At 62.9% G+C, this 25,956-nt stretch carries 27 protein-coding genes and 4 tRNA genes; 15 read left to right on the top strand and 16 right to left on the bottom strand.

Annotated elements, in window-relative coordinates:
• Positions 1 to 27 precede the first annotated feature (27 nt).
• The 4 genes from D886_RS0122505 to D886_RS0122490 form a co-directional block, all read right to left on the bottom strand.
• Positions 28 to 103 (bottom strand) — tRNA-Gly (locus D886_RS0122505).
• 3 nt (positions 104 to 106) lie between these two features.
• A tRNA-Glu gene (locus tag D886_RS0122500) sits at positions 107 to 182 on the bottom strand.
• Positions 183 to 274: 92 nt separating this feature from the next.
• Positions 275 to 350, bottom strand: a tRNA-Gly gene (locus D886_RS0122495).
• A 4-nt stretch (positions 351 to 354) separates the two neighbouring features.
• A tRNA-Glu gene (locus D886_RS0122490) sits at positions 355 to 430 on the bottom strand.
• Between the two features lie 332 nt (positions 431 to 762).
• On the opposite strand from D886_RS0122490, the gene D886_RS0122485 reads away from it, so the two are divergent.
• On the top strand, positions 763 to 1,530 hold the full coding sequence (locus D886_RS0122485; RefSeq protein ID WP_027596055.1) for a hypothetical protein: 768 nt from the start codon (positions 763 to 765) through the stop codon (positions 1,528 to 1,530).
• Between the two features lie 112 nt (positions 1,531 to 1,642).
• On the opposite strand, the gene D886_RS0122480 is transcribed toward D886_RS0122485, so the two are convergent.
• Together D886_RS0122480 and D886_RS0122475 are read right to left on the bottom strand one after the other, a co-directional pair.
• Positions 1,643 to 2,125, bottom strand: a complete 483-nt coding sequence (locus D886_RS0122480) for a GAF domain-containing protein (protein ID WP_027596054.1) — start codon at positions 2,123 to 2,125, stop codon at positions 1,643 to 1,645.
• On the bottom strand, positions 2,126 to 3,013 hold the full coding sequence (locus D886_RS0122475; RefSeq protein ID WP_027596053.1) for an ATP-binding protein: 888 nt from the start codon (positions 3,011 to 3,013) through the stop codon (positions 2,126 to 2,128).
• Positions 3,014 to 3,212: 199 nt separating this feature from the next.
• Between D886_RS0122475 and D886_RS0122470 the strand changes: the two genes are divergently transcribed.
• Positions 3,213 to 5,570, top strand: coding sequence for a response regulator (locus D886_RS0122470; protein WP_027596052.1), 2,358 nt, complete (start codon positions 3,213 to 3,215; stop codon positions 5,568 to 5,570).
• On the opposite strand, the gene D886_RS0122465 is transcribed toward D886_RS0122470, so the two are convergent.
• Both D886_RS0122465 and msrB read right to left on the bottom strand, forming a co-directional pair.
• On the bottom strand, positions 5,560 to 6,048 hold the full coding sequence (locus D886_RS0122465) for a glutathione peroxidase (protein ID WP_027596051.1): 489 nt from the start codon (positions 6,046 to 6,048) through the stop codon (positions 5,560 to 5,562). The genes D886_RS0122470 and D886_RS0122465 overlap by 11 nt on opposite strands.
• 13 nt (positions 6,049 to 6,061) lie before the next feature.
• Complete coding sequence (msrB, locus tag D886_RS0122460) at positions 6,062 to 6,457, bottom strand: peptide-methionine (R)-S-oxide reductase MsrB (protein WP_027596050.1); 396 nt, start codon at positions 6,455 to 6,457, stop codon at positions 6,062 to 6,064.
• Positions 6,458 to 6,624: 167 nt separating this feature from the next.
• On the opposite strand from msrB, the gene D886_RS0122455 reads away from it, so the two are divergent.
• The gene (locus tag D886_RS0122455) at positions 6,625 to 7,836 is read left to right on the top strand and encodes a pyridoxal phosphate-dependent aminotransferase (protein ID WP_027596049.1); all 1,212 of its coding nucleotides are present in this window, start codon (positions 6,625 to 6,627) and stop codon (positions 7,834 to 7,836) included.
• Positions 7,837 to 8,100: 264 nt separating this feature from the next.
• Entirely contained in the window at positions 8,101 to 8,988 is an 888-nt protein-coding gene (htpX, locus tag D886_RS0122450; RefSeq protein WP_003259721.1) for a protease HtpX, read from the top strand.
• 59 nt (positions 8,989 to 9,047) lie between these two features.
• On the opposite strand, the gene D886_RS0122445 is transcribed toward htpX, so the two are convergent.
• A complete protein-coding gene (locus tag D886_RS0122445; RefSeq protein WP_027596048.1) occupies positions 9,048 to 9,698 on the bottom strand; it encodes a thiopurine S-methyltransferase in 651 nt (216 codons plus the stop codon).
• A 111-nt stretch (positions 9,699 to 9,809) separates the two neighbouring features.
• Between D886_RS0122445 and D886_RS0122440 the strand changes: the two genes are divergently transcribed.
• A complete protein-coding gene (locus tag D886_RS0122440; RefSeq protein WP_027596047.1) occupies positions 9,810 to 10,577 on the top strand; it encodes a class III extradiol ring-cleavage dioxygenase in 768 nt (255 codons plus the stop codon).
• A gap of 182 nt (positions 10,578 to 10,759) precedes the next feature.
• On the opposite strand, the gene D886_RS0122435 is transcribed toward D886_RS0122440, so the two are convergent.
• Together D886_RS0122435 and D886_RS0122430 are read right to left on the bottom strand one after the other, a co-directional pair.
• Positions 10,760 to 12,442 carry a DEAD/DEAH box helicase gene (locus D886_RS0122435; RefSeq protein ID WP_027596046.1) on the bottom strand — a complete coding sequence of 561 codons (1,683 nt, stop codon included), beginning with the start codon at positions 12,440 to 12,442 and terminating at the stop codon, positions 10,760 to 10,762.
• A gap of 428 nt (positions 12,443 to 12,870) precedes the next feature.
• On the bottom strand, positions 12,871 to 13,626 hold the full coding sequence (locus tag D886_RS0122430; protein ID WP_027596045.1) for a spermidine synthase: 756 nt from the start codon (positions 13,624 to 13,626) through the stop codon (positions 12,871 to 12,873).
• 116 nt (positions 13,627 to 13,742) lie between these two features.
• On the opposite strand from D886_RS0122430, the gene D886_RS0122425 reads away from it, so the two are divergent.
• Entirely contained in the window at positions 13,743 to 15,089 is a 1,347-nt protein-coding gene (locus D886_RS0122425) for a class II 3-deoxy-7-phosphoheptulonate synthase (RefSeq protein ID WP_027596044.1), read from the top strand.
• A gap of 25 nt (positions 15,090 to 15,114) precedes the next feature.
• On the opposite strand, the gene D886_RS0122420 is transcribed toward D886_RS0122425, so the two are convergent.
• Positions 15,115 to 15,333 carry a DUF1127 domain-containing protein gene (locus D886_RS0122420; protein WP_027596043.1) on the bottom strand — a complete coding sequence of 73 codons (219 nt, stop codon included), beginning with the start codon at positions 15,331 to 15,333 and terminating at the stop codon, positions 15,115 to 15,117.
• A 96-nt stretch (positions 15,334 to 15,429) separates the two neighbouring features.
• On the opposite strand from D886_RS0122420, the gene D886_RS0122415 reads away from it, so the two are divergent.
• Positions 15,430 to 16,281: a LysR substrate-binding domain-containing protein gene (locus D886_RS0122415; RefSeq protein ID WP_027596042.1), complete on the top strand. Its 852-nt coding sequence runs from the start codon at positions 15,430 to 15,432 to the stop codon at positions 16,279 to 16,281.
• A gap of 142 nt (positions 16,282 to 16,423) precedes the next feature.
• On the opposite strand, the gene D886_RS0122410 is transcribed toward D886_RS0122415, so the two are convergent.
• Positions 16,424 to 17,173: a sulfite exporter TauE/SafE family protein gene (locus D886_RS0122410; RefSeq protein ID WP_027596041.1), complete on the bottom strand. Its 750-nt coding sequence runs from the start codon at positions 17,171 to 17,173 to the stop codon at positions 16,424 to 16,426.
• Between the two features lie 114 nt (positions 17,174 to 17,287).
• Here D886_RS0122410 and D886_RS0122405 point away from each other — a divergent pair, with 114 nt between their 5' ends.
• The 3 genes from D886_RS0122405 to D886_RS0122395 all read left to right on the top strand — a co-directional run bounded on the left by D886_RS0122405 (position 17,288) and on the right by D886_RS0122395 (position 19,323).
• Positions 17,288 to 18,244: a LysR family transcriptional regulator gene (locus D886_RS0122405; RefSeq protein ID WP_027596040.1), complete on the top strand. Its 957-nt coding sequence runs from the start codon at positions 17,288 to 17,290 to the stop codon at positions 18,242 to 18,244.
• Between the two features lie 54 nt (positions 18,245 to 18,298).
• Positions 18,299 to 18,754, top strand: a complete 456-nt coding sequence (locus D886_RS0122400) for a MarR family winged helix-turn-helix transcriptional regulator (RefSeq protein WP_027596039.1) — start codon at positions 18,299 to 18,301, stop codon at positions 18,752 to 18,754.
• A 140-nt stretch (positions 18,755 to 18,894) separates the two neighbouring features.
• Entirely contained in the window at positions 18,895 to 19,323 is a 429-nt protein-coding gene (locus tag D886_RS0122395) for an organic hydroperoxide resistance protein (protein ID WP_027596038.1), read from the top strand.
• A 58-nt stretch (positions 19,324 to 19,381) separates the two neighbouring features.
• Here D886_RS0122395 and efp read toward each other — a convergent pair whose 3' ends face one another.
• Positions 19,382 to 19,951: an elongation factor P gene (gene efp / locus D886_RS0122390; protein ID WP_027596037.1), complete on the bottom strand. Its 570-nt coding sequence runs from the start codon at positions 19,949 to 19,951 to the stop codon at positions 19,382 to 19,384.
• A gap of 48 nt (positions 19,952 to 19,999) precedes the next feature.
• The gene (gene earP / locus D886_RS0122385; protein WP_027596036.1) at positions 20,000 to 21,133 is read right to left on the bottom strand and encodes an elongation factor P maturation arginine rhamnosyltransferase EarP; all 1,134 of its coding nucleotides are present in this window, start codon (positions 21,131 to 21,133) and stop codon (positions 20,000 to 20,002) included.
• Positions 21,134 to 21,264: 131 nt separating this feature from the next.
• On the opposite strand from earP, the gene D886_RS0122380 reads away from it, so the two are divergent.
• A complete protein-coding gene (locus tag D886_RS0122380; RefSeq protein WP_027596035.1) occupies positions 21,265 to 21,651 on the top strand; it encodes a hypothetical protein in 387 nt (128 codons plus the stop codon).
• 2 nt (positions 21,652 to 21,653) lie between these two features.
• Positions 21,654 to 22,124, top strand: a complete 471-nt coding sequence (locus D886_RS0122375) for a GreA/GreB family elongation factor (RefSeq protein ID WP_027596034.1) — start codon at positions 21,654 to 21,656, stop codon at positions 22,122 to 22,124.
• Between the two features lie 127 nt (positions 22,125 to 22,251).
• Here D886_RS0122375 and D886_RS0122370 read toward each other — a convergent pair whose 3' ends face one another.
• On the bottom strand, positions 22,252 to 23,190 hold the full coding sequence (locus D886_RS0122370; RefSeq protein ID WP_027596033.1) for a LysR family transcriptional regulator: 939 nt from the start codon (positions 23,188 to 23,190) through the stop codon (positions 22,252 to 22,254).
• Positions 23,191 to 23,308: 118 nt separating this feature from the next.
• Here D886_RS0122370 and D886_RS0122365 point away from each other — a divergent pair, with 118 nt between their 5' ends.
• The 3 genes from D886_RS0122365 (at position 23,309) to D886_RS0122355 (ending at position 25,824) form a co-directional block, all read left to right on the top strand.
• The gene (locus tag D886_RS0122365) at positions 23,309 to 24,058 is read left to right on the top strand and encodes a 3-oxoacyl-ACP reductase family protein (protein ID WP_027596032.1); all 750 of its coding nucleotides are present in this window, start codon (positions 23,309 to 23,311) and stop codon (positions 24,056 to 24,058) included.
• Between the two features lie 110 nt (positions 24,059 to 24,168).
• A complete protein-coding gene (locus D886_RS0122360) occupies positions 24,169 to 25,380 on the top strand; it encodes an MFS transporter (RefSeq protein WP_027596031.1) in 1,212 nt (403 codons plus the stop codon).
• A gap of 63 nt (positions 25,381 to 25,443) precedes the next feature.
• Positions 25,444 to 25,824, top strand: coding sequence for a hypothetical protein (locus D886_RS0122355; protein ID WP_027596030.1), 381 nt, complete (start codon positions 25,444 to 25,446; stop codon positions 25,822 to 25,824).
• The last annotated feature ends 132 nt before the right edge of the window (positions 25,825 to 25,956 follow it).

Genomic DNA, 25,956 nt, shown 5'->3' with positions numbered 1-25,956 from the left:
ACTCGAAAGAGTGGCGTTTTTCATGTTTGGAGCGGGAAACGAGACTCGAACTCGCGACCCCGACCTTGGCAAGGTCGTGCTCTACCAACTGAGCTATTCCCGCAAATGGCGTCCCCTAGGGGACTCGAACCCCTGTTACCGCCGTGAAAGGGCGGTGTCCTAGGCCACTAGACGAAGGGGACACACAACACTTTTCAGTGCGCCAGATATTGAACCTCACGATTCAACCTGGGCTTTCTTTTCCTGCCCCGCCATTAAGCGTTGCCGGAGAAACTGGAGCGGGAAACGAGACTCGAACTCGCGACCCCGACCTTGGCAAGGTCGTGCTCTACCAACTGAGCTATTCCCGCAATATGGCGTCCCCTAGGGGACTCGAACCCCTGTTACCGCCGTGAAAGGGCGGTGTCCTAGGCCACTAGACGAAGGGGACACGCTGCAAGCACTTACATGCTGCTTTCACTCCCTGCCGCGTTTCGCTGTGTGCTTTACGCTGCAAGTGGCGCGCATTCTATGGATGCTTCGAAGATGCGTCAACCCCTTTGTAGAAATTTATTTAAATCAATGACTTCCGGGTGTGCCGCGCGCTGTTTCAGGCAGCCCGCAGGGGTTTGGCGTTGATTTTCTGGCGTCAAGTCAGCATTAATGTGCCAGCATCCAGCCATGGCATAGTTTGCCGATAGAAAGAGAATGCCTGTCAGGGCCTCTCGCGAGCAAGCTCGCGCCTACACTCAATAATGCAAACCTATTCATGAGGCATTAACGGTGACACCACTTCTGATCACTCTGCTCATCGTGGCGGGTATCGCGTTGCTGATCGTGATCGGCTACCTCAACAATGTGGTCGAGAACAGCAAGCTGGAACGCGCACGGTTGAAGATCGAGCTGGCCGACCGCTTGCGCCGCTGCGGCGAAATCACCGAGACCTTCCCCGGCCAGTTCATGACCCCGGCCCTCAAGCTGCTGCTGGCCCGCCTGGAGCTGAACCTCAACCAGCGCCAGCTGACGGTGGACAAACACAATGCTGAACTCAAAGCGCGCATCGCCGAGCTGGAAGGCCAGATCGCCCTGGGCGAAAAGATCCCGGTGAACAACCCGCCTAACCCGATCCAGACCGAGGCCAAGGCCAAGGACGTGCGTTTTCTGCTCGAAGCGCTGCACACGCAGGTCGCCCGCGCCGCACAGGAGGGCTTCCTGCCTGCCAACGAGGCCAAGCAGTGGGTCAAGGAGATCCGTCATATCCTGGTGCTGCTGCACATCGAGTTCTTCAACAACCTTGGCCAGCTGGCCTTGCAGAAAGCTCAGCCGGGCCAGGCACGCCTCGCCTTCGAGCGGGGTGTGCAGTATTTGCGCAAGCAGCCTGAGCCGAAGGTGTATGAAGAGCAGCTGACCTACTTGGAGAAACTGCTGGCACGGGCCAACGCCCAGGTGATGGACCGCATGGCACCGGCGGAGGACGAGCACAACGAACTGACCGACGGGCTCAAGACCGACGAGGAAGAGACCTGGAAGAAGAAGGCGATGTACGACTGATTGCTAAACCTGCACTGGCCTCTTCCCGGGCAAGCCCGCTCCCACAGGGACCGCGCCGCCCCCTGTGGGAGCGGGCTTGCCCGGGAAGAGGCCGGAACAGGCAACACAATTATCAGCAGTCGGTCAATTCCAGAAAGATCGCCGCCAACCGCTCCAACCCCACCTGGTCCGCCTCACTGAAGCGCCCCACCTTCGGGCTGTCCAGGTCCAGCACCCCAATCAACCTGCCCGCCTTCACCAACGGAATCACCAGCTCGCTGTTGGATGCGCTGTCACAGGCGATATGCCCCGGGAACGCATGCACGTCTTCCACCCGCTGGGTTTGCCGCGTGGCCGCAGCCGCGCCACACACACCCTTGCTGAACGGAATACGCACACACGCCACCTGCCCCTGAAACGGCCCGAGCACCAGCTCTTCGTTGCGGTTCAGGTAAAACCCCGCCCAGTTCAGGTCGTCCACCTGGTTATAAAGAAACGCCGAAAACTGCGCGGCGTTGGCGATGAAGTCACGCTCGTCGGCAAACAGCGCCTGCACTTGCGCGGCCAGCAGGTTATAGCCATCGAGGCCGGCGCCACTGGCATTGAGGTCGATCATTTACTTTTGCTCCAGCAATTGCAGCCCGACCCAGTAGCGGGCGAACTGATAGGCACAACGGCCATTACGGTTGCCGCGGCCAGTGGCCCAGCGCACGGCGAGGATGTCCAGGGCTTCGTCCCGCTGCCAGTTCAACCCGGCAGGACGTGCCAACTGGCCGATCCAGTGTTCGACCACATTAAGGAAGTGGTCCTGGGTGAAGGGGTAGAACGACAGCCACAGGCCAAAGCGGTCAGACAGGGCGATCTTGTCTTCCACGGCTTCGCTGGGGTGCAGCTCGCCGTCGACGCGCTTCCAGTTCTCGTTGTCGCTCTCTTTCTCCGGCACCAGGTGGCGACGGTTGGAGGTGGCGTACAGCAAGACATTGTCGGGGGCTTGCTCCAGCGAACCGTCGAGCACGCTCTTGAGCACCCGGTAGTCGCCCTCCCCGGCTTCGAACGACAGGTCGTCGCAGAACAGGATGAAGCGTTGTGGCAGTTTTTGCAGTTGCTCGACCACCCGCGGCAGGTCGGCCAGGTGGTCGCGCTCGATTTCGATCAGGCGCAGGCCGGCACCTTCGTGCTCGGCCAGCAAGGCGCGCACCAGCGACGACTTGCCGGTGCCACGCGAGCCCCACAGCAAGGCATGGTTGGCGGGCAGGCCATTGATGAACTGGTGGGTGTTGCGGCCCAGCTGGTCACGTTGCTGGTCGACCCCGATCAGGTCGCTCAGGCGGATGTCCAGGCTGACTTCAAGGGGCATCAGGTAACCGGTGCGGCCATCGCGCTGCCAGCGGGCGGCCAAGGTGGTGTGCCAGTCGATGTCTGGGCGTGGTGCGGGCAACAGCGGCTCAAGGCGCGCCAGTACCGATTCGGCGCGGTCCAGAAAAGCAATCAAGCGAGCGTCCATGACGACTCCTACAAATTCAGATTCTGGGATGCAGTGCCGGCCTCTTCGCGGGTAAACCCGCTCCCACAGGTACTGCACAGCGCTGAAGGCTGCGAAATAACCTGTGGGAGCGGGTTTACCCGCGAAGAGGCCGGCACTGCATACAAGCAATCAAGGTTGAATGTGTGACAGACCCGCCAGCAGCCGGGGCTATTCGGCTATGCTTGCGCAGCGCAAGGGACGTGAAACCGGCTCGGGACTCATGGATATCAAGTTCACCAATCGCCTGTCATACAAGCAAGCCCGGCTGACAGTCCTGGTCGGCTTCATCCTGGGAACATTGCTCAGTCTCATCCAGATCGGCATCGATTATGCCAGCGAAGACGCATCCATCAACCGTGAAGTGCGTGCACTGCTGCAAATCAGCCACAACCCGGCTTCGCGCATCGCCTACAACATCGATGCCGAACTGGCCCTGGAGCTGACCCGCGGCCTGCTGCAATCGCCAGCGGTGATCCGCGCCCGGCTGATCGACAACAACGATACCGTGCTGGCCGACGTCGAGCGCCCACGCCTTGAAGACCGCTACCGCCCGCTCAGCGACTTCCTGTTCGGCGAGCAGCGCCAGCTTCAAGACCGCCTGTTTCTCGCCCATATGCCCAATGAATATCTGGGCACCCTGTACCTGGACGTCGACACCTACGCCTTCGGCAGCCGCTTCCTCGACCGCGCCAGCATCACCCTGCTCAACGGCTTCGCCCGCAGCCTGGTGCTGACCGGGATCCTGCTGGCGCTGTTCTACATGATGCTGACCAAACCGCTGGTGACCGTGATTGGCGCGCTCAGCGGCAGCGACCCGCGCAAGCCGCGGCAAACACGGCTGGAATGCCCCCATGGCCACGAACACGACGAGATCGGCGTGCTGGTCAAAGTCGCCAACCAGCAGTTCATCAGCATGGCCACCGAGATCGAGCAGCGGCGTAACGCCGAAAACCGCCTGACCCAGTACCTGAACGAGCTGGAAGACATCGTGTCGGCGCGCACCGACCAGCTCAAGGCCAGCAACAGCAGCTTGAGCCTGTCCAACCAAGAGCTCGAAGAAGCCCGGCGCCGGGCCCTTGACATGGCCCAGGCGCGCGCGGCCTTCCTGGCCAACATGAGCCACGAGATCCGCACCCCGCTCAACGGCATGCTCGGCATGATCGCCCTGGCCTTGGACAGCCCGCTGCCCAGCGAGCAGCGCCAACAGATGACCATCGCCCACGACTCGGGCAAGGTGCTGGTGGAGCTGCTGAACGATATTCTCGACCTGTCAAAGTTCGATGCCGGCCAGCTGGAGCTCGAACGCATTGCCTTCGACATGGGTTCGATGGTCGAGGACACCGCCAACCTGCTGTCGCAGAACACCGCGCAAAGCGTCGAGCTGACCTGCCTGATCGCCCGCGACTTCCCCAGCAGCGTGCTTGGCGACCCGACACGGGTGCGCCAGATCGTCAGCAACCTGTTGTCCAACGCGCTCAAGTTCACCCGCTTCGGCCGCGTCGACATTCGCCTGGTGACGATTGTCGGCGGTGTACGCCTGGAAGTGCGCGATACCGGCATCGGCATCCCCGAGGAGGCGCAGGCGAGGATTTTCCAACCCTTCACCCAGGCTGGCGCTGGCATCACCCGCCAGTACGGCGGCACCGGCCTGGGCCTGGCACTGACGCGCAACCTGTGCAAGGCGATGCAGGGGCACCTGCATATCCAGTCCGAACCAGGCTTTGGCAGCCGCTTCAGCGCAGAGCTGCCACTGGCCGTGCACACTGAAGCCATCCCGCCGGCGCCGCTGCAGGGCCGCGTGGTGGCCCTGAGCGATGCCAGCAGCGGGCTGCATGAGCTGCTGCAAGACCTGCTGCCCGCCTGGGGCCTGGCGTACCAACGCCACGACAGCAGCGCAGGCCTGCACACTGCGACGTTCGACCTGCTGATCACCGACGACCTGGAGCACCTGCTGGCGCTGCGCCCTGCACTGAAAACGCCCATCCTGCTGGTGACGGCCTACGGCAATTTCCTGCCCAATGAGCAATCCATCAACCTTGCGCCGCTGCACCAACTGGCCCGGCCACTGGCGCGCAATGCGCTGTACCAGACGCTACGGCGCATCCTGCAAGGCCACGAGCCCGAGCACCCGCTGGCCAACCCGCACACCCCCCCGGAACAAGGCCGTGCACGGATTCTGCTGGTGGAGGACAACCCGGTGAACCAACTGGTGGCCAAGGGCATGCTGGCCAAGCTCGGCTGCCAGGTACAGCTGGCCACCCAGGGCGCCGAAGCCCTGGCGTTGCTAGAACAAGAGGATTTCGACCTGGTGCTGATGGACTGCAACATGCCGGTGATGGACGGCTACGAAGCCAGCCGGCGTATCCGCCAGAGCGGCCGCTGGCCAGACTTGCCAATCGTCGCGCTCACCGCCAATGCCATGCCCGAAGAGCGCGAGCGCTGCCGGGCGGCGGGCATGAACGACTACCTGGCCAAGCCGTTCCGCCGCGAAGAGCTGCTGGCGCTGGTCGAGCACTGGGTGCCGATCAGCGGCTGAGCAGGCGCTCGATGTCTGCTTCCAGTGCCTGCGGCTTGGTGGTCGGCGCATAGCGCGTGACCTGGCCACTGGCAGGGTCGACCAGGAACTTGGTGAAGTTCCACTTGATCTTCTGGCTGCCCAGCAGGCCGGGGGCGCGCTGCTTGAGCTCGACGAACAGCGGGTGAGCACCCGGCCCGTTGACCTCGACCTTGCGAAACAGCGGGAAGCTCACGCCGAAATTGCGCTCGCAAAACTGCGCGATGTCACGCGCTTCGCCCGGCTCTTGCTTGCCAAACTGGTTGCAGGGGAAGCCCAGCACCACCAGGCCGCGCTCGCGGTAGGCCTGCCACAGCTGCTCCAGGCCTTTGTATTGCGGGGTAAAGCCGCACTGGCTGGCGGTGTTGACCACCAACAGGACTTTGCCCGGGAAGTCACCGAGCTTCTTGTGCTCGCCCCCCAGGGTCACGCAAGGGATGTCCAGCATCGATCCAGCCATGTTCAGGCTCCGGTCAGTCACGTGGTCGAAGGTCGATGCACACCGAGTTGATGCAATAGCGCAGGCCGGTCGGGGGTGGCCCGTCGGGGAACACGTGGCCCAGGTGCGCATCGCAGCGGGCGCAGGTGACTTCGGTGCGGATCATGCCGTGGGTGGTGTCGCGAATCTCGATCATCGCGCTGTCTTCGATCGGCGCGTAGAAGCTCGGCCAGCCGCAGCCAGAATCGAACTTGGTTTGCGCATCGAACAGCGGCAGGCTGCAGCAGATGCAATGGTAGATACCATCACGGCGCTCGCTGTTGTACTTGCCGCTGAACGGCCGCTCGGTGCCTTTGAGGCGGCACACCTGGTACTGCTCGGGGTCGAGCATCGACCGCCATTGTTCAAGTGTCTTCTCGATCTTTTGCATGTAGGGACCTCGACAGGCTTAATTTCACCCCGCGCCGTCTTTTCCGTAACGCGGGTGGCACGTATATTAGTTGGCTTCGTGTGCCAGGCGTTCAGTCTGGCACCCGCTTCCTGCCCTTTCAAACCTTTCGAAAGGGCGCGGTGCGTATTCTCAACCGGGACCCCATCATGCAGTTCAGCAAATCGAACAAGCTCGCCAATGTCTGCTACGACATTCGCGGCCCAGTGCTCAAGCACGCCAAACGCCTGGAGGAGGAAGGCCACCGCATCCTCAAGCTGAACATCGGCAACCCGGCGCCGTTTGGCTTCGAGGCGCCGGACGAAATCCTCCAGGATGTGATCCGCAACCTGCCCACCGCACAGGGCTACAGCGACTCCAAAGGGCTGTTCAGCGCGCGCAAGGCGGTGATGCAGTACTGCCAGCAGAAGGAAATCGAAGGCGTCACCATCGAGGACATCTACCTCGGTAACGGCGTGTCCGAGCTGATCGTCATGTCGATGCAGGCGCTGCTCAACAACGGCGACGAAGTGCTGATCCCGGCCCCCGACTACCCGCTGTGGACCGCCGCAGTGAGCCTGGCTGGCGGCAAGCCGGTGCACTACCTGTGCGACGAACAGGCCGACTGGTTCCCTGACCTTGAAGACATCAAGGCCAAGATCACCCCGAACACCAAGGCCCTGGTGATCATCAACCCGAACAACCCGACCGGCGCGGTGTACTCCAAGGAGCTGCTGCTGGGCATGCTGGAGCTGGCGCGCCAGCACAACCTGGTGGTGTTCTCCGACGAGATCTACGACAAGATCCTCTACGACGAAGCCGTGCACATCAGCACCGCCTCGCTGGCCCCCGACCTGCTGTGCCTGACCTTCAACGGCCTGTCCAAGTCGTACCGGGTGGCGGGTTTCCGTTCCGGCTGGCTGATCATCTCGGGGCCCAAGCACCACGCCCATAGCTACATCGAAGGCATCGACATGCTGGCCAACATGCGCCTGTGCGCCAACGTGCCGGCCCAGCATGCCATCCAGACCGCCCTGGGCGGCTACCAGAGCATCAACGACCTGGTGCTACCACAAGGCCGCCTACTGGAGCAGCGCAACCGCACCTACGAGCTGCTCAACGACATCCCGGGCGTGAGCTGCGTGAAGCCGATGGGCGCGCTGTATGCATTCCCGCGGATCGACCCGAAGGTCTGCCCGATCCTCAATGACGAGAAGTTCGCGCTAGACCTGCTGCTGTCGGAAAAACTGCTGATCGTGCAAGGTACAGCGTTCAACTGGCCATGGCCGGACCACTTCCGCGTGGTGACCTTGCCGCGGGTGGACGACCTGGAAGCGGCGATCGGGCGGATCGGGAATTTCCTGCGGACTTATTCGCAGTAACTGAAGGCCTCTTCGCAGCACAAGGCTGCTCCTACAGGTGTACGCGTTCTCCTGTAGGAGCAGCCTTGCGCTGCGAATGGGCTGCAAAGCAGCCCCAAACGTTTCTTACATCCTGCAACGCTCTACCTCACAGCCCCCACCGCATCCTCTGCCATACTCCGCCGTACACAGTTTGAAATAGTCGCCCGATTGAATCGGCACGGCTTGCACCTTATATACCCCGCAGTAAGCAACACACTCATCCGTCAGGAGAACGTAACAACCATGATGCGCATTCTGTTGTTTGTAGCCACCAACCTCGCGGTGGTGCTGGTTGCAAGCATTACCCTGAGCCTGTTCGGTTTCAACGGGTTCATGGCCGCCAACGGGGTCGACCTCAACCTCAGCAGCCTGCTGGTGTTCTGCGCCGTGTTCGGCTTTGCCGGCTCCCTTGTCTCGCTGTTCATCTCCAAGTGGATGGCGAAGATGACCACCGGCACCCAGATCATCTCGCAGCCGCGCACCCGCCACGAACAGTGGCTGCTGCAAACGGTCGAGGAGCTGTCGCGCGAGGCCGGCATCAAGATGCCCGAAGTGGGTATCTTCCCGGCCTACGAGGCCAACGCCTTCGCCACCGGCTGGAACCGCAACGACGCCCTGGTAGCGGTGTCCCAGGGCCTGCTGGAGCGTTTCTCGCCCGATGAAGTGCGTGCGGTGCTGGCCCACGAGATCGGCCACGTGGCCAACGGTGACATGGTCACCCTGGCGCTGGTGCAGGGCGTGGTGAACACCTTCGTGATGTTCTTTGCCCGCATCATCGGCAACTTCGTCGACAAGGTCATCTTCAAGAACGAAGAAGGCCAGGGTATTGCCTACTACGTCGCGACCATCGTTGCCGAGCTGATCCTGGGCATCCTGGCCAGCATGATCGTCATGTGGTTCTCGCGCCGCCGTGAGTACCGTGCCGACGAAGCCGGCGCACAACTGGCCGGCACGGCCGCGATGATCGGTGCCCTGCAGCGCCTGCGTGTGGAGCAAGGCCTGCCAGTCCATATGCCGGACACCATGAAGGCCTTTGGCATCAATGGCGGCCTCAAGCACGGCCTGGCCGGGCTGCTGATGAGCCACCCGCCGCTGGAAGACCGTATCGAGGCGCTGCGCCGTCGCGGTTGATCCACCCGGCAAAAACAAGAAAGGGCGACTTCGGTCGCCCTTTTTTGTGGGTATCACCTTCAGAGGCCTATGCGATACACCCGCTCGAGCAGGCTGGTAGCACCGGCCTGGGCAAATTTCGGGCTCTGCTCGATGATTTCCAGCACCTCCAGCGGCTCCACCTGCCGACCGGCAAAGCCGTGCCGCACCTCATCATCGGCCACCGAAAACGGCGGGCCAGCCAACAGCGCCTGATCATAATCCAGCGTCACCAACAGCCCTTGGCACCCCGCTGGCAGCATGTCAGCCAACAGCCGCATGTAGCGCAGGCGCATCTGGGGCGGTAACGCAATCAACGCCGCACGGTCATAGAACCCCGCGCAATCGGCTACATCCTGGGCCTGCAAGGCAAAGAAGTCCCCGCACCACAGCTCCACCTCGGCGCTTCTCCAAACCTCGAACGCGCCCTTCTGCGAGACTTCAGCCTCAAGCCCGTGCTCTTGGAAAAAGCCCTCCACTGCCCGCCGCGACAGCTCCACCCCCAGCACCCGATGCCCCTGCCCTGCCAGCCAAGCCAGGTCCAGGCTCTTGCCACACAACGGCACCAGCACACGGCTGCCAGCCGGCAGCGCCAGCGCTGGCCAGTGCGCTTGCAGGTAGGGGTTGACCTGCGCTTGATGGAAGCCGATCTGGTTGTCGGCCCATCGTTTGTGCCAGAACGCTGGCTCCATGGTTGCTCCCGTACTTATCAAGCGCTTCGATACATAGCGCAGAAAACTTGGTTTGGATTTCGATCGGTAACTGATCGAAGATGACTGCATCTTAACCCTCAGGACATCACCATGCTGCCCAGCCTGTTCATTTCCCATGGTTCCCCCATGCTTGCCCTGCAGCCGGGCGCCAGCGGGCCGGCCCTGGCCGGGTTGGCCAACGCCCTGCCGCAACCCAAGGCGATCGTAGTGGTGTCGGCGCACTGGGAAAGCCGTGAGCTGCTGGTGACCGGCAGCCAACAGCCCGAGACCTGGCACGACTTCCACGGTTTCCCCCAGGCGCTGTATGCCGTGCAGTACCCGGCACCGGGTGCCCCTGCGCTGGCCGAGCAGGTGTGCGCATTGCTGGGCGCTGCCGGCTTGCCGGCGCGCACCGATGCGCACCGGCCGTTCGACCATGGCGCCTGGGTGCCGTTATCGCTGATGTACCCGGGCGCCAACATCCCGGTGCTCCAGGTGTCGCTACCCAGTCAGCTAGGGCCTGCCTTGCAGCTCAAGGTTGGCCAGGCACTGGCAGGGTTGCGCGCGCAGGGGGTACTGCTGGTGGGCTCGGGAAGCATTACCCATAACCTAGGCGAACTGGACTGGCACGCCGGGCCGGATGTGATAGAGCCTTGGGCGCTGGCGTTTCGGGATTGGGTGGTGGCGCGGCTGCAGGAGGATGACCGGGATGCGCTGGTGGGTTACCGGCAAGCGGCACCGTTTGCGGTGCGTAACCATCCCAGTGATGAGCATTTGCTACCGCTGTTTTTTGCCCTCGGGGCTGGGGGCACGTTCAGCATCGTCCACCAGGGGTTCACCTTGGGCGCACTGGGGATGGATATCTACAGGTTCGACTGAAACACCGATCCCCTGTAGGAGCAGCCTTGTGCTGCGAAGAGGCCGGTGCAAGCACAGTGAATGCTCGCTGCTTGCACTGGCCTCTTCGCAGCGCAAGGCTGCTCCTACAAGGGGCCGTGTGCGCTTCATGCAGGCAAAAAAAATCCCCAGCTCAGGCCGGGGATTTTTTTATTACGCCAGGATCAATCTTCGCGGTAGCGACGCAGCTTCAGCTGCTTGCCAGCCACGCGGGTGTCCTTGAGCTTGGACAGCAGACGCTCCAGGCCATCTTCCGGCAGCTCAACCAGGCTGAAGCTGTCGCGTACCTGGATACGGCCGATAGCGTCACGGGCCAGGCCGCCTTCGTTGAGGATGGCACCCAACAGGTTCTTGGCAGCAATGCCGTCACGGGCACCCAGGGCAGTACGGCAACGCACGCGGCCTTCAGCCAGCGGCATTGGCGCACGACGCTCACGGTCACCACGGTCACTGCGCTCGCCACGCTCGGCACGCTCACCGGTACGCTCACGCGGTGCACCAACGCCCGGTACCAGCGGCTGCTCGCGCTCTACGGCAGCCAGGTCCAGCGCCTGACCATTGGTGGCTTTGCGCAGCAAGGCCGAAGCCAAGGCACGCGGGCTGCAACCCAGGTCGGTGGTCAGACGGTCGAGCAGGTCGCCATGGCTGGCTTCCGATTCGGCCACCAGCGGCGCCAGGCTCGAGGTCAGTTTCTTGATGCGAGCATCCAGAACGGCCTGGGCATTCGGCAGGCGTGCTTCGGCAACTTTCTGCCCGGTAACACGCTCGATCACTTGCAGCATGCGGCGCTCACGCGGGGTGACCAGCAGCAGTGCACGGCCTTCGCGACCGGCACGGCCGGTACGGCCGATACGGTGAACGTAGGACTCTGGGTCGTACGGCATGTCAACGTTGAACACGTGCGTGATGCGCGGTACGTCCAGACCACGGGCAGCGACGTCGGTGGCGACGACGATGTCCAGGCGGCCATCCTTGAGCGAGTCGATAACGCGCTCACGCTGGTTCTGGGCGATGTCGCCGTTCAGCGCAGCAGCCTTGTAGCCCTTGGCTTCCAGCGCGGCGGCCAGGTCCAGGGTGGCTTGCTTGGTACGCACGAAGGCGATCAGCGCGTCGAACTCTTCAACTTCCAGCAGACGCAGAACAGCCGGGATCTTCTGGTCGGCATGGACCATCAGGTGAGCCTGGTCGATCGCGGTAACGGTCTGGGTCTTGCTCTGGATCTTGACGTGCTTGGGTTCACGCAGGTGACGTTCGGCGATCGAGCGGATCGACGACGGCAGGGTTGCGGAGAACAGAACGGTCTGACGGCTAGCTGGGATTGCGTCGAAGATCACTTCGAGGTCATCCATGAAGCCCAGCTTGAGCATCTCGTCGGCTTCGTCCAGTACCAGGTACTGTACGGTCGACAGGACTTTTTCGTCACGACGCAGGTGGTCGCACAGACGGCCTGGGGTAGCGACGACGATTTGCGCGCCGTTACGGATGGCACGCAGCTGTGGGCCCATCGGGGCACCACCGTAAACAGCGACCACGTTAACGCCCGGCATCTGCTTGGCGTAGGTTTCGAAAGCGGTAGCAACTTGCAGCGCCAACTCACGGGTTGGCGCCAGGATCAGGGCTTGCGGTTCGCGCTTGCTCACGTCGATCTTGTTGAGGATCGGCAGGGCGAAGGCAGCGGTCTTGCCGGTGCCAGTCTGCGCCTGGCCGATCATGTCGTGACCGGCGAGGATGATCGGGATCGACTGATGCTGAATGGCGGACGGCTCTTCATAGCCGGTAGCCAGTACAGCAGCAACAATATTCGGATTGAGATCGAGAGCGGCGAATCCGCCGGTTTCCTGGGTCATGGGTCTGCCTCTAGGTGCATCCGCAAAGACCCATGCTCCAAAGCTGCACATGCCTTGAAAGACCAGAAGGTCACCCAGGCAGCTTTGGCGGCGGGGATTTGCGAAAACGATTGAAAAAGAAAAACTTGGGAAGGTCCGCCTAGCGGACGTGCAGCCGAAGCTGGACTCGGAGGATTTGCACCACCTGATTTTGAGGTCCGCTAAAAGACCGGCGCGTACTATACCCGAATTAACGGGTTACGTGAGGAAAATTTTCGGTAGACCGGAGCCACCAGGTAGCCACTAGCGACGACGGGCTGAATCGTTAATTCACATCCCCTTGTAGGAGCAGCCTTGCGCTGCGAAGAGGCCGGTGAAAGCAGCAAGCATCTACGCAGCCTGCAATGGCCTCTTCGCAGCGCAAGGCTGCTCCAAGGGATGTCAGCAGCTCAGGTAGCAGGCCGAATTTCTTTGATCAGCCCGTCAAGGCTATACCCCAACTGCGGCGCCAGCGCCTCGGCCCGCGCCCGCAGCCCTTGCATGTCCAGCGTTTGCTCAAGGTCCGCCGGCACCAAGAGGATCACGTTGCCCTCCTTCACCGGCAACTCCCAATAATGCCGGTGGTACAAGCCGCGCAGCAGCGCCGCGCCCAGCGGCCTGCCGTCATCACTGGCCCACTGGTTGATCACCAGCCACCCTCCAGGGTTTAGCTGCTTCTGGCAGTTGTCCAGAAACCCCCAGGCCAAATGCCCGACACCCGGGCCAAAGTCGGTGTACAGGTCGACGAAGACCAGGTCGGCCTTTTCTGCGCTGGGCAGCAGCTCAATGGCATCGCCCACCCGCACATACAGGCGCGGGTCATCGTCCAGGCCCAGGTATTCCATGGCCAGGCGCGGCACGTCCGGGCGCAGCTCGATGGCTTCGATATCGTCCAGCGGCAGAAACTTCATGCAGGCCTGGGTCAGCGTGCCGGCGCCCAGGCCCAGAAACAGCGCACTCTCGGGCTGCGCGTGGCACAAGGCGCCGAGCAGCATGGCGCGGGTGTAGTCATATTCCAGCCAGCTGGGGTCGGCAGTGAATACGCAGCTCTGCTCGATCGCATCGCCGAATTCGAGAAAACGGTAGTCGTCCACCTCGTACACGCTGATGACGCCAAAGGCATCTTCGACCCGTGCCAGTAGCCGCTCTTCCCGTTCCGCCGTCATGTTCGCCACTCGCCCGTGCAAAAACGCGCATTGTCCGCCAACACCCCCGATGCAACAAGCGCGGCGGCAACTGTTACCATGACCCAAAGCCTACAACCCACAAGATCGAGCCCGAAATGAACGCACCGTGGAGCCCTGACAGCTGGCGTGCCCTGCCTATCCAGCAGCAACCGACTTACCCCGACGCCGCGCACCTGCTCAAGGTCGAACAGACCTTGGCCAGCTACCCGCCGCTGGTGTTCGCGGGCGAGGCCCGCGAGCTGCGCCGGCAGTTCGCCGAAGTCACCGAAGGCCGCGCGTTCCTGTTGCAGGGCGGCGACTGCGCCGAGAGCTTTGCCGAGTTTTCCGCCGCGAAGATCCGCGACACGTTCAAGGTGCTGCTGCAGATGGCCATCGTCATGACCTTTGCTGCCGGCTGCCCGGTGGTCAAGGTCGGTCGCATGGCCGGGCAATTTGCCAAGCCGCGCTCCGCGGGCGACGAGACCATCGGCAACGTCACCCTGCCCGCCTACCGTGGCGATATCGTCAACGGCATCGGTTTTGACGAAAAAAGCCGCATCCCCGACCCGGACCGCCTGCTGCAGGCCTACCACCAGGCCACCGCCAGCCTCAACCTGCTGCGCGCCTTTGCCCAAGGTGGCTTTGCCGACCTGCACCAGGTGCACAAGTGGAACCTGGACTTCATCGCCAACTCGGCGCTGGCCGACAAGTACCATCAATTGGCCAACCGTATCGACGAGACCCTGGCCTTCATGCGTGCCTGCGGGCTGGACAGCGCGCCGCAACTGCGCGAGACCAGCTTCTTCACCGCCCACGAAGCGCTGCTGCTCAACTATGAAGAAGCCTTCGTGCGCCAGGACAGCCTGACCGGCGACTACTACGACTGCTCGGCGCACATGCTGTGGATCGGCGACCGCACGCGCCAGCTCGACGGCGCCCATGTCGAGTTCCTGCGCGGCGTGCACAACCCCATCGGGGTCAAGGTCGGCCCCAGCATGAACCCCGAAGAACTGATCCGCCTGATCGACACCCTCAACCCGAGCAACGACCCCGGCCGGCTCAACCTGATCGTGCGCATGGGCGCCAACAAGGTCGGCGACCACCTGCCAGGGTTGATCCGCACTGTCGAGCGCGAGGGGCGCAAGGTGCTGTGGAGCTCCGACCCCATGCACGGCAACACCATCAAGGCCAGCAGCGGCTACAAGACCCGTGACTTTGCGCAGATCCTCGACGAGGTGAAGCAGTTCTTCCAGGTGCACCAGGCCGAAGGCAGCCATGCGGGCGGGATCCACATCGAGATGACTGGGCAGAACGTCACCGAATGCATCGGCGGCGCCCGCCCGATCACCGAAGACGGCCTGTCGGACCGTTACCACACCCACTGCGACCCGCGCATGAATGCCGATCAGTCGCTGGAACTGGCGTTTCTGATTGCCGAAACCCTCAAGCAGGTGCGCCGCTAAACCGCTGTACCTACAAAAAAGCGGCCTATTTGCGCAGCGGATCATCCCAGAAGTGCCGCTCGGCCTCTTGCTGGATATCCGCCCGGCTCAAGCCCAGGTCGTGCAATGTCGCATCGCTGAGGCTGGCCAGCTCCTGGCGCTGACGGTACAGCTCCCACCAACGCGCCGGGCGCTGCAGGGCTGCGTGCCACAGGTGGTTCAGGGAAAAGGCAGGTTGCTGGATGCTGCTGACATGACCTTTCATCGTGAAGCCCTCCGTGTTGATGGCTCCAGTCTCGCGCCGGGCTTAAGATCAATCCAACGAATGTTTCTGATGCCATGCATCTCGGAGATTGATGCAATGTCCCAGTATCAAAGCCTTGATGCCGACGTGTTGCGCACCTTCGTCGCCATTGCCGAGCAAGGCGGTTTCACCCGCGCCGGCGAGGTGGTCAACCGCACCCAGTCGGCGGTCAGCATGCAAATGAAACGCCTGGAGGAAGACATCCTGCAGCGCCAGCTGTTCGAGCGCGAGGGCCGCCAGGTACGCCTCACCGCTGAAGGGCAGGTACTGCTTGGCTATGCCCGGCGCATCCTCAAGCTGCACGGCGAAGTGTTCAATACCTTGCGCATGCCGCACATGGTCGGGGTTGTACGCATCGGCACACCCGACGATTACGCCATGCGCTTTCTGCCGACCATCCTGTCGAGTTTTGCCCAGGCTTACCCGCTGGTGCAGGTGGAGGTGCATTGCGATTCGTCAAAGCAATTGATGCTGCGTCAGGACCTGGACCTGACCATCGTCACCCGCGAACCGGGCAACGAAGTCGGCCAGCTGTTGCGCCAGGAACGGCTGGTGTGGGCAGCAGCCGAAGGGTTTTGCCCGCAGGAGCAACGGCCCATGCCGGTGGCGCTGTTCAACACCGACTGTTTTTGCCGCGCCTGGACCTGCAATGCGCTAGAAGCGCAAGGCATCGACTACCGCATTGCCTACACCAGCCCAAGCCTGGCGGCGATCTTTGCCATCGTCACTGCCGGGTTGGCGGTAACCGCGCAGTTACAGAGCCTGATCGGCGGCAACATACGGATTTTGGGGGAGAGCGACGGGCTGCCGCAGTTGCCGGTGGCCAATGTGATGCTGGTGCGCAGCACGCAGCACCCGTCCCCGATCACCGATTGCATGGCCGACTACATCGTCGAAGGGTTCAAATAGATCAGTGGCAGCCATCGCTTTGTGTAGGAGCAGCCTTGTGCTGCGAAAAGGCCGGTGATTTCAGCGACATTTTGCGAAGCTTGAACGGGCCTCTTCGCAGCGCAAGGCTGCTCCTACAGGGAGACGGCTGCTGCATGTGCGCTTAAAGCTCAAACCCCAACATCACCGCACACACCACCAGAAACGCACAAAACATCGCCCGCAGCACCTTCTCTGGCAGGGCATGCGCCAACTTCACCCCCCAGCTGATGCTGAGCAGCCCACCCACCGCCAAGGGGATCCCTATCCCCCAGTCAACACTCTGGTGCACGCCATAGGTCAACAAGGTCACCGTCGTACTGGGCGCCGCCAACGCCAGCGACAACCCCTGCGCCACCACCTGCGTGGTCCCGAACACACTGGTCAGAATAGGCGTGGCGACCACCGCGCCCCCTACCCCGAACAACCCACCCATGGTCCCGGCAAAACTGCCCAGCACGCCCAGCCACGGCCAGGCGTAACGCAGTTCAGGGCTGGGCGGCGCGACCTTGAGGAACATCCGCGCCACGTTCCACACCGCCAGCGCCACCAGAAAGCCGACAAAGCCCAGCCGCATGGACTGGGCATCGATGCCCACCGCCCAAATCGACCCCAGCCAGGCGAACAGGAAACTGCACAGTGCCAACGGCAGCGCATGGCGCAGCTCGATGCGGTTGCGCTGGTGGTAGCGCCACAGCGCCAGCAACACATTCGGCACGACCATCACCAACGCAGTGCCCTGCGCCAGCTGTTGGTCCAAGCCGAACAACACCCCCAGCGCCGGGATTGCAATCAACCCGCCGCCTATGCCGAACAAACCACCCATGGTGCCCAGGGCAGCGCCCAACGCGATATACAACAACCACTCAATCATCAGGGGCCTCTGCGCCTCTCGCTTGCAATGGTGGGCATGCTACCGAGTCGGGGCTGGTGGGGAAACGCACAGCAGCGCACAATGGCTGTGCGTTTTATGCAAAGCCGAGCCACCATGAACCCCGATATCCTCACCGACCAACTCAGCCTGTTTCTCGACGTGCTGGAAACCGGCAGCTTCTCTGCCGCCGCGCGGCGCCACCCGTTGACGCCCTCGGCCGTGGCCCGGCGCATCGACAACCTCGAAAGCGCCGTGGGCAGCCGGCTGTTCACCCGCAGCACCCACGCTGTGCGTGCCACCCCGGCCGGCAACGCCTTTGCCGAACGCGCACGACGCATCATCGAGGAGCTGCGCCTGGCCCGCGCCGAAGCCGTCTCGTTGAGCAGCGCCCCAGAAGGCCTCATCCGCATCGACGCCCCCGCCGCGTTTGGCCGCCGCCACCTCGCCCCGGCCATCGCCGACTTCCTCGTGGCCTACCCCGGGCTTGACGTGCACCTGCGCCTGATCGACAGCTTCGTCGACTTGCAAGGCAGCCACCTCGGCGAAGTCGACCTGGTATTGCGTGCAGGCCCCCTGGCCGACACGCGCCTGGTCGCCACACCGCTGGCCTACATGGTCCGCATCGCCTGCGCCAGCCCGGCCTACCTGGCCAGCCGAGGCGTACCGGCGTGCCCCAGCGAGTTGCCTGCGCACGACGGCCTCGACTGGGACGGCCTGGCGCCGCCGTTTGCCTGGCGCTTCAGCGTGGCCGGCCAGGCCCGTCTGTACCGGCCATCGCGCATGCGCATGGCCGCCAATAACGCCGAAACCCTGCTGTTCGGCGCCCTGGCAGGTTTGGGCATTGCCCACCTGCCCACCTGGCTGATCAGCGACTACCTGCTGCGCGGCGAACTGGTCCCGCTGTTTTGCGAAGGTGGCCTGCCAGCCGCCGAGTCCAGTGGCATTTATGCGTTACGCCTGGCACATGAAACGAACTCTCGCAGCCGTTTGCTGCTCGAATTTCTCAAGAGCCGTTTCAGCCCCATTCCACCCTGGGACCTGGCCCTGCGCAGTGAACTGCGCTGGCAATGAACGCACTAATGATCAGCGTGCTAGATTTCCCCATTGATTATTCCAAGGACCTGCATGAACGCCGACACCCAAGCCTCCTGTGACGAGCTGCTGCTGGACAACCAGGTCTGCTTCGCCCTGCATTCGACCTCGTTGCTGATGACCAAGGTCTACAAGCCGCTGCTGCAAGCGCTGGGCCTGACCTACCCGCAGTACCTGGCCATGCTGGTGCTGTGGGAGCGGGATGGCCTGACCGTGGGCGAGATCAGCCAGCACCTGCTCACCGACCCTGGCTCGCTGACCCCGCTGCTCAAGCGCCTGGAAAGCGAAGGCCTGCTCAAGCGCACCCGCAGCCGCGAGGACGAACGGGTGGTACTGGTGCAACTGACCGACAAGGGCCGTGATTTGCAACAACAGGCCAAACAGGTGCCCCCGTGCATCCTCAAGGCCAGCGGGCGCAGCCTGGAACGCCTGAAACAGCTGCAAGCCGACCTGCTCGAACTGCGCGATAACCTGCAGAAAAACCTCTGAGCGCTATGCTGTGTGATGGCCGTTCGGATGAACGGTGATGATTTATCTTGCGCGCAAACTAATTGCGCGCTAATTTAAATCCCACACCTACCCAGCGCCACCGACACCCGGTTGCGCACAGCACATTAGCGAGGCTCAAGATGCAAAAGGTCACTCCGCTGTACATCGCAGAAGCCACCTCCACTGGCGGGCGCGACGGTAAATCCCGCTCCAGCGACGGCAAGCTGGAAGTCAAGCTGAGCACCCCCAAAGAACTGGGCGGCGCGGGCGGTGACGGCACCAACCCTGAACAGATGTTCGCGGCCGGTTACTCGGCCTGCTTCATCGGCGCACTGAAATTTGTCGCCGGGCAAGAGAAAAAAGCCCTGCCGGCCGATGCCTCGATCACTGCAAACGTGGGCATTGGCCAGATCCCGGGTGGTTTCGGCCTGGACATCGACCTGCACATCAACCTGCCGGGCCTGGCCCAGGCCGATGCCGAAGGTTTGGTGGAGAAGGCGCACAAGGTCTGCCCTTACTCCAACGCCACCCGCGGCAATGTGGATGTAAGGCTGCACGTGACGGTCTGAATGCAGGCATAAAAAAACCCGGCCGAGGCCGGGTTTTTTGTGCGCATCACAAGAAGAATTACTTCTTGGAACGGCCTTTGAAGCTGTTGTCGCGAGTGTCGATGTCGATCCACTCGTCGATCTGGATGAAGTCGGCAACCTGAATCTCGGTACCGTTCTTCAGTTTGGCAGGCTTCATGACCTTGCCCGAAGTGTCGCCGCGGGCAGCGTTTTCGGTGTAGGAAACTTGACGGCTGATGGTGGTCGGCAGTTCTACCGAGACCAGGCGGCCTTCGAAGAAGACGGCTTCGCAGATGTCATCCATGCCTTCTTCGATGTACGGCAGAACGGCGTCGATGTCTTCGGCGTTCAGTTCGTACATGGTGTAGTCGGTGGTGTCCATGAAGGTGTACGAGTCACCGCTGATGAACGACAGGGTCGCTTCTTTGCGATCCAGGATCACGTCGTCCAGCTTGTCGTCCGCACCGTAGACGGTTTCGGTCTTGTAGCCGGTCAGCAGGTTCTTCAGCTTGGTTTTCATGATCGCGCTGTTACGGCCCGATTTGGTGAACTCAGCTTTTTGAACCAGCCACGGGTCGTTGTCGATCCGCAGTACGGTACCGGGTTTCAGTTCTTTACCAGTTTTCATTACGAAGTATCCGAATCTGGATGGATTTATAAAAATCGAGGCCGCATATCATAGCCAATTTCGGTAAAACTGTACCAGCGTCATGGCAAGGTCCGGCCGAGTGGCCTGCCGGGCCGCCCAATCTCGGGCATGCTGCTGCAGTTCTGGCCAGTGCCGCTGGGCCGCTTGCCACGCCTGGCCGACGTCGTTGTCCATGTTCCAGGCACGCCACAACGCAACCAGTGCGTCAGCGGCATCGTCTGACAGGCCTTGTCGATAATGCGCAAGGAACGCTTCGAGTTTTTCCCAGTGGGCGTTCTCGTCCTGCACGTAGATGTGCCACAGCATCGGCCGCCCGGCCCACTGCGCACGCACGAACGAGTCTTCCCCGCGCACGGCATTGAAGTCGCAGGCCCACAGCAGGCGATCATAATCGTCCTGGCTGACGAACGGCAAAATTTGCACCGTCAGCGACCCGCGCAGGCGCACATCGCCCACCGCCAGCCCCGGCTCGCCCAGCCAATGGGCGACGTCAGCCAGGATGCGCCCTTGCGGTACCAGCAAGTGGGTCGGCTGGGTATCTGCTGCCAACGCATCCAGCCAGTTGCCCAGCTGGGTGTTCTCATAGGCGAACAGCGAGATCAGCCGCGCTTGCGCCTCGGGGTGTACACCCAGGCGCTGCAAGAACGCCTGCCGGGCTTCGGCAGATTGAGCGAAGGCTTCGCGCCGCGCCAGCAAATCGCCCTCACGCAACAGGCCACCGGTTTTCTCGGTAAAGCCTGGGAAGAAGAACACTTTGCGCAAGCCGTTGGGCTGGGGCGACGGCAAACCGTGGCAACCCTCAACCCAGTCCTCGGCGCTGAGGTAGTCGAGGTTCAGCCACAGCGGCGGCTTGGGCTGCGCACGCATGGCCTCGACATAGTGCGCCGGCAGCTGGCAGGCGAACGCGCCGATCACCACCTCGGCAGGCTCCACCGGCAGCCACTCGGCAGGCCACTGGCGCACATCGACACCGTGCTGCCATTGTTGCAGCGCCGTGGCATCGGCGCCGGGGCACATCGGCACGAAGGCGTTCAAGTCGTCCACCCACAGGCGCACCGCCAGATCGTGCTCGTCCACCAGTTGCCGCGCCAGGCGCCAGGTGACGCCGATGTCGCCATAATTGTCGACGACGGTGCAAAAGATGTCCCAGGTGGCCTTCATGTGCCCTCCCCCTCATGGTGCCCAAAACCGCGAATTCTGCGGATTAATTGCCGTGGACAAAAGCACCCACAGGTAAAATTCGCCGACAGCGTGCGACAATGCACCTCGAACTGCCCTGCCAGGAGGCTGCCATGCCCCGCCACCGTGAACTGAAAATCACCCTCAAGCCGTTGCAACTGATCCTCTGCGTGGCCTTTGGCCTGTGGCTGGGCGCCGTGGCCATCGCCATGAGCCTGTGGTTGGCGTTGCAGCTGTGGCCAGAGCAGGTGCAGCCGGTCGCCCAGGCCGTGGCCCCTGCCCGCAGCCAACCCGCCGCGCCGCCACCGGTAGATGCCCAGGGCGAAATGTTCGAGCGCTACAAGGACATCCTGCACCAGCAGCAACTGCAACAGGCCGCCGAGGCTGCCCAAGGCAACCCTCGCAACCTCAACAGCCCCAAGTGCCAGTTCTGGCTGCAACAGAACCGCACCGCGCCCACCGAAAAAAGCCAGGCCCATGTGCTGGAGTTCTGTTACTGAAGATGGACAAGCCCCTGCTACTCACGCGCATCGTCGCGACCCTCGAACATGACGTAGACGTGCTGAGCCGCGCCGCCCAGACCGCGTACGAAGCCGCCACCGCGGAAGAGAACATCGCCGAAAACAAGTATGACACCTTGGGCCTTGAAGCTTCGTACCTGGCCACCGGCCAGGCGCGGCGTACTGCCGAGATTCGCCAGGCGTTGCAGATTTACCAGCAACTGCTGTTGCGTGACTACGACCCTGCGCGTGGCGTGCAGGTGAGTAACCTGGTGACCCTTGAGGACGAGGATGGCCAGCAACGTAGGCTGTTCCTCGGGCCTGAGGCGGCGGGGTTGAAAGTGGGTGAAGGAGATGAACTGGTGACCGTGATCACACCGCGCTCGCCGCTGGGGCAGCAGCTGGTGGGCAAGCGGGTGGATGACGAGGTGAGCTTGGGGACGCAGGTATTCTTCATTGTTGATGTTGTCTGAACAGGCCTCTTCGCGGGTAAACCCGCTCCCACAGGATCACTGCAGGCCTGAAATCTGTGCCCAGGTATTGCGCCATCCCTGTGGGAGCGGGTTTACCCGCGAAGAGGCCGGATCAGGTAGCATCAATCTAAAGGCCCTGCAGCGCATCGAACTGCCCCGCCAACCCCTGCTGCGCGAACTGCTCCACGACAAAATCGATAAACGCCCGCGTCTTCCCGGGCAACAATTTGTGCTGGGCGTAATACACGCTGATATGCCCATCGTCCACATACCAATCCGGCAACACCCGCCGCAGCCGCCCGGCCTGCAGGTAAGGCACGGCAAACGGCAGACTGACCAAGGCAACCCCCAACCCCTGCTGCGCCACCGCGCAGGCCGCATCCGAATCGCTCATGGTCATTGCTTGGCGCAGCACCAACGGCTGCTGCTCCTGCCAGCGACTGGTCAGCGGCCAGGAGCGCACCCGGCCGGTCTGCGGTGAGCGAATCAGAATGCCGGCGTGGCGCTGCAGCGCCTGTGGGTCCTCAATCGGCGCTTGTTGGTCCAGGTAGGCAGGCGCTGCCACCAGCACCCGGTGCGCCGGGGTCAGCTTGCGCGCCACCACCCCCGGCGGCAAATCAAAACCGCCACCGATGGCAGCATCGAAGCCCTGGCCGATCAGGTCGACCTGGCGATTGTCAAAATGCCAATCCGGGGTAATCGCCGGGTAACGGCGTAAGAATTCTCCCAACAGGGGTAACACGTACAACCGCCCGAACACCGTGCCCATGCTGACCCGCAGCAGCCCGGCCGGCTGGCCTTCGGCACTGGCCAGGTTAGCCACGGCGTACTGGATGGTACGAAAGCTGTCACTCACTTCACCCAGAAAACGCTGGCCTGCTTCGGTCAAGGTCAGCTTGCGGGTACTACGCTGGAACAGTCGCACGCCCAACCGGGCTTCCAGCTGAGCCACATGCTTGCCCACTGCGGCGGGGGTCAGGCTCAGGCGGCGAGCGGCCTCGGCGAAGCTGCCGACCTCGGCGCTGCGGATAAAGCATTCGAGGGCGTTGAACGATTCCACGGCCATGATTAACAACCAAAGGTTTACTCTGCTAATAGTGATTGCCATCTTATCAGCAGGTAATTAGCCACCGATACTGCGCCCATCCAAGGCATTCGGCCTTGCTTCCCAGCAGGAGATCAGCATGTCCAAACAACTTCCACTCGACGGTAAGGTAGCCCTGGTCCAGGGCGGCTCCCGCGGCATTGGTGCGGCCATCGTGCGCCGCCTGGCCCGCGACGGTGCTCGGGTTGCCTTCACCTACGTCAGCTCCGCCGGCCCGGCAGAACAGCTGGCCCAGGAAATCATCGGCAACGGCGGCCAAGCCCTCGCCCTGCGCGCCGACAGCGCCGACGCCGCAGCCGTGCAATTGGCGGTGGATGACACCGCGAAGGCCTTTGGTGGGCTGGACATTCTGGTGAACAACGCCGGCGTGCTGACGGTGGCGCCGATCGCCGAGTTCGACCTGGGGGACTTCGACCGCATGCTGGCGGTGAACGTGCGCAGTGTGTTCGTCGCCAGCCAAGCGGCCGTGCGCTACATGGGCCAGGGCGGGCGCATCATCAACATCGGCAGCACCAACGCCGAGCGGATGCCCTTTGCCGGTGGCGCCCCCTACGCCATGAGCAAATCGGCGCTGGTGGGCCTGACCCGCGGCATGGCACGCGACCTCGGCCCCCAGGGCATCACCGTCAACAACGTGCAGCCCGGCCCGGTAGACACCGAGATGAACCCGGCCAGCGGTGAGTTTGCCGACAACCTGATACCGCTGATGGCCATTGGGCGCTATGGGCAGGTGGATGAGATTGCCAGCTTCGTGGCCTACCTGGCGGGGCCAGAGGCGGGGTACATCACTGGGGCCAGTTTGACGGCGGATGGTGGGTTTGCGGCTTGAGGTGGGGGTATTAGCGCCTGTGAGATCGAGCGCCGCGCGAGCGGCGCCTAAAACTCCCCGTCAAACCCTCAACGCCCCTAGAATACAGCTCCCTGCCCCCCGAGATCCCCATGAACGCCCCCACCCTCAGTCGCGCCCTGATCCTGCTGATGGCCACCGCCACCGGCCTGGCCGTGGCCAGCAACTACTACGCGCAACCGTTGCTGCACAGCATCGCCCTGCAGTTCGGCCTGAGCACCGCCGGCGCCGGCAGCATCGTCATCGCCGCCCAGCTCAGCTATGGCGCTGGCCTGTTGCTGCTGGCGCCCCTGGGCGACCTGTTCGAGCAACGTCGCCTGATCACGGTGATGACCGCCATTTCGACCCTCGGCCTGGTCATCAGCGCCTGCGCACCGAGCCTGCCGTGGTTGCTGCTCGGCACCGCGCTGACCGGCCTGTTCTCGGTGGTGGCGCAGATCCTGGTGCCGATGGCGGCGAGCCTGAGTGAGCCGCACCAGCGCGGGCGCGCTGTGGGCACACTGATGAGCGGCCTGTTGCTGGGCATTCTGCTGGCGCGTACGGCGGCCGGTTTCATGGCGGAGCTGGGTGGCTGGCGCAGTATCTATGTGCTGGCCGCAGTACTGATGGCCATCACCGCCCTGGCCCTGTACCGCAGCTTGCCGCAGCACCACAGCCATGCCGGCTTGAAATACCCGGCCTTGATCGGCTCGGTGTTCCGCCTGTTCATCGAAGAGCCCGTGCTGCGCTTGCGCTCGCTGCTGGGCTTGCTGGCGTTCAGCCTGTTCGCGCTGTTCTGGACACCACTGGCCTTCCTGCTGGCGCAAGAGCCCTACCACTACTCGGACGCCGTGATCGGCCTGTTCGGCCTGGCAGGCGCGGCGGGGGCGCTGTCGGCCAACTGGGCTGGGCGCCTGGCCGACCGAGGCAAAGGGGCGTTAGGCACCACGGTCGGGCTGATCGTACTGCTGCTGTCGTGGGTGCCGCTTGGTTTTGCCGAGTACTCGCTGCTGGCGTTGCTGCTGGGGGTATTGATGCTCGACCTGGCCGTACAGCTGGTACACGTGAGCAACCAAAACGCGGTGATCGCTCTGCGGCCAGAGGCGCGCACACGGCTGAATGCAGGCTATATCACCTGCTACTTCATCGGCGGTGCGCTGGGGTCGCTGCTGGGGACGCAGTTGTTCCAGCGTCAGGGCTGGATGGGCATCGTCGTTGCCGGGTTGGTGATCGGTACACTGGCGCTGCTGGCCTGGGCGCTGGCCGAGCGCAAGCGCATCAGCCGCGACATTGCAACGCACTACCCTCCGTCGCCTGAGCGTTGACTGCCTGCCTCGGGAGGGCTCAAGTAGGCGCTGGACAATGCCCCCTCCCTGAAGGACGACTTTATGACAAGACTCACGGTTCGATCCGGCGATTTCTTGCAAGGTGAAGGCGAGTATCGCAATGGATCGCTCACACTCAAGACCCCGCGCAGCCCCTCGCCTGGCGAGCGGATCTCACTTGCACGCATCAGTGACCTCAAGCTGTCCAGTTTGGAGTCCAGCCGCAGCCTGGGTACCGCCCTTGGCTGGGGTGTAGCTGGGGCCTTGGTGGCCGGGCCGGTGGGGCTGCTGGCCGGGCTCTGGCTCGGTGGCAAGGAAGAAGAAGCCACCTTCCTCGCCACCTTCAAGGACGGGCGCAAACTGCTGGCCGTGACCGATGGCAAGACCTGGTCGAAGATCGACGACAGCTGGCGCCAGCACAAGCGCCCGGCCAGCAACGACTGAATATCGCGCGGGCCTGATCGTCCAATGTTGAAGGTGGCTGTTAAGATGCCGCCTTTTTCATGGCCTGTGCCGGCCTCTTCGCGGGGCAAGCCCGCTCCCACAAGGGTTGCGCAAAATCCTGTAGGAGCGGGC

The organism is Pseudomonas sp. LAIL14HWK12:I7 (assembly GCF_000483465.1).
In the GTDB taxonomy this organism is placed as follows: Bacteria; Pseudomonadota; Gammaproteobacteria; order Pseudomonadales; family Pseudomonadaceae; genus Aquipseudomonas; species Aquipseudomonas kermanshahensis.
This window is presented reverse-complemented; position numbering and strand designations above follow the sequence as displayed.